We start from the raw sequence: 260 nt of genomic DNA on the forward strand, positions 1-260 counted from the left end.
AAGAGCCAGGGCATGAAGCAGCTCATGGCCGGTGCTGGTGTAGCCGTAGTCGGCATGGTCCTTGTACCTCTGCTCTCCGGGCTTTTCTCTGTCTAAGCGTCTCCGTATGAAATCCTTGCCGCTCCCGCAGCTCTGCGGGGGCGGCGGAAAGGAGGTTGACACCGTATGGATTTCTTACTTGAAGCCCTGACGAATTGGCTGAAAGAAATGCTGGTGGGCGGTATTATGAGCAACCTTTCGGGGATGTTTGACAGTGTAAA

General features: G+C 54.6%; 1 protein-coding gene and 1 pseudogene. Both read left to right on the plus strand.

The window, feature by feature from the left end:
- The coding region (locus PGS25_RS15635; protein ID WP_257367865.1) for a Maff2 family protein at window positions 1-96 on the plus strand (96 nt) is incomplete at its 5' end.
- Between the two features lie 69 nt (window positions 97-165).
- Window positions 166-260, plus strand: a pseudogene (locus PGS25_RS15815) (VirB6/TrbL-like conjugal transfer protein, CD1112 family); the annotation flags it as partial.

This window comes from Butyricicoccus sp. AM78-15b2TA (assembly GCF_027665985.1).
Taxonomy (GTDB): Bacteria; Bacillota; Clostridia; order Oscillospirales; family Butyricicoccaceae; genus Agathobaculum; species Agathobaculum butyriciproducens.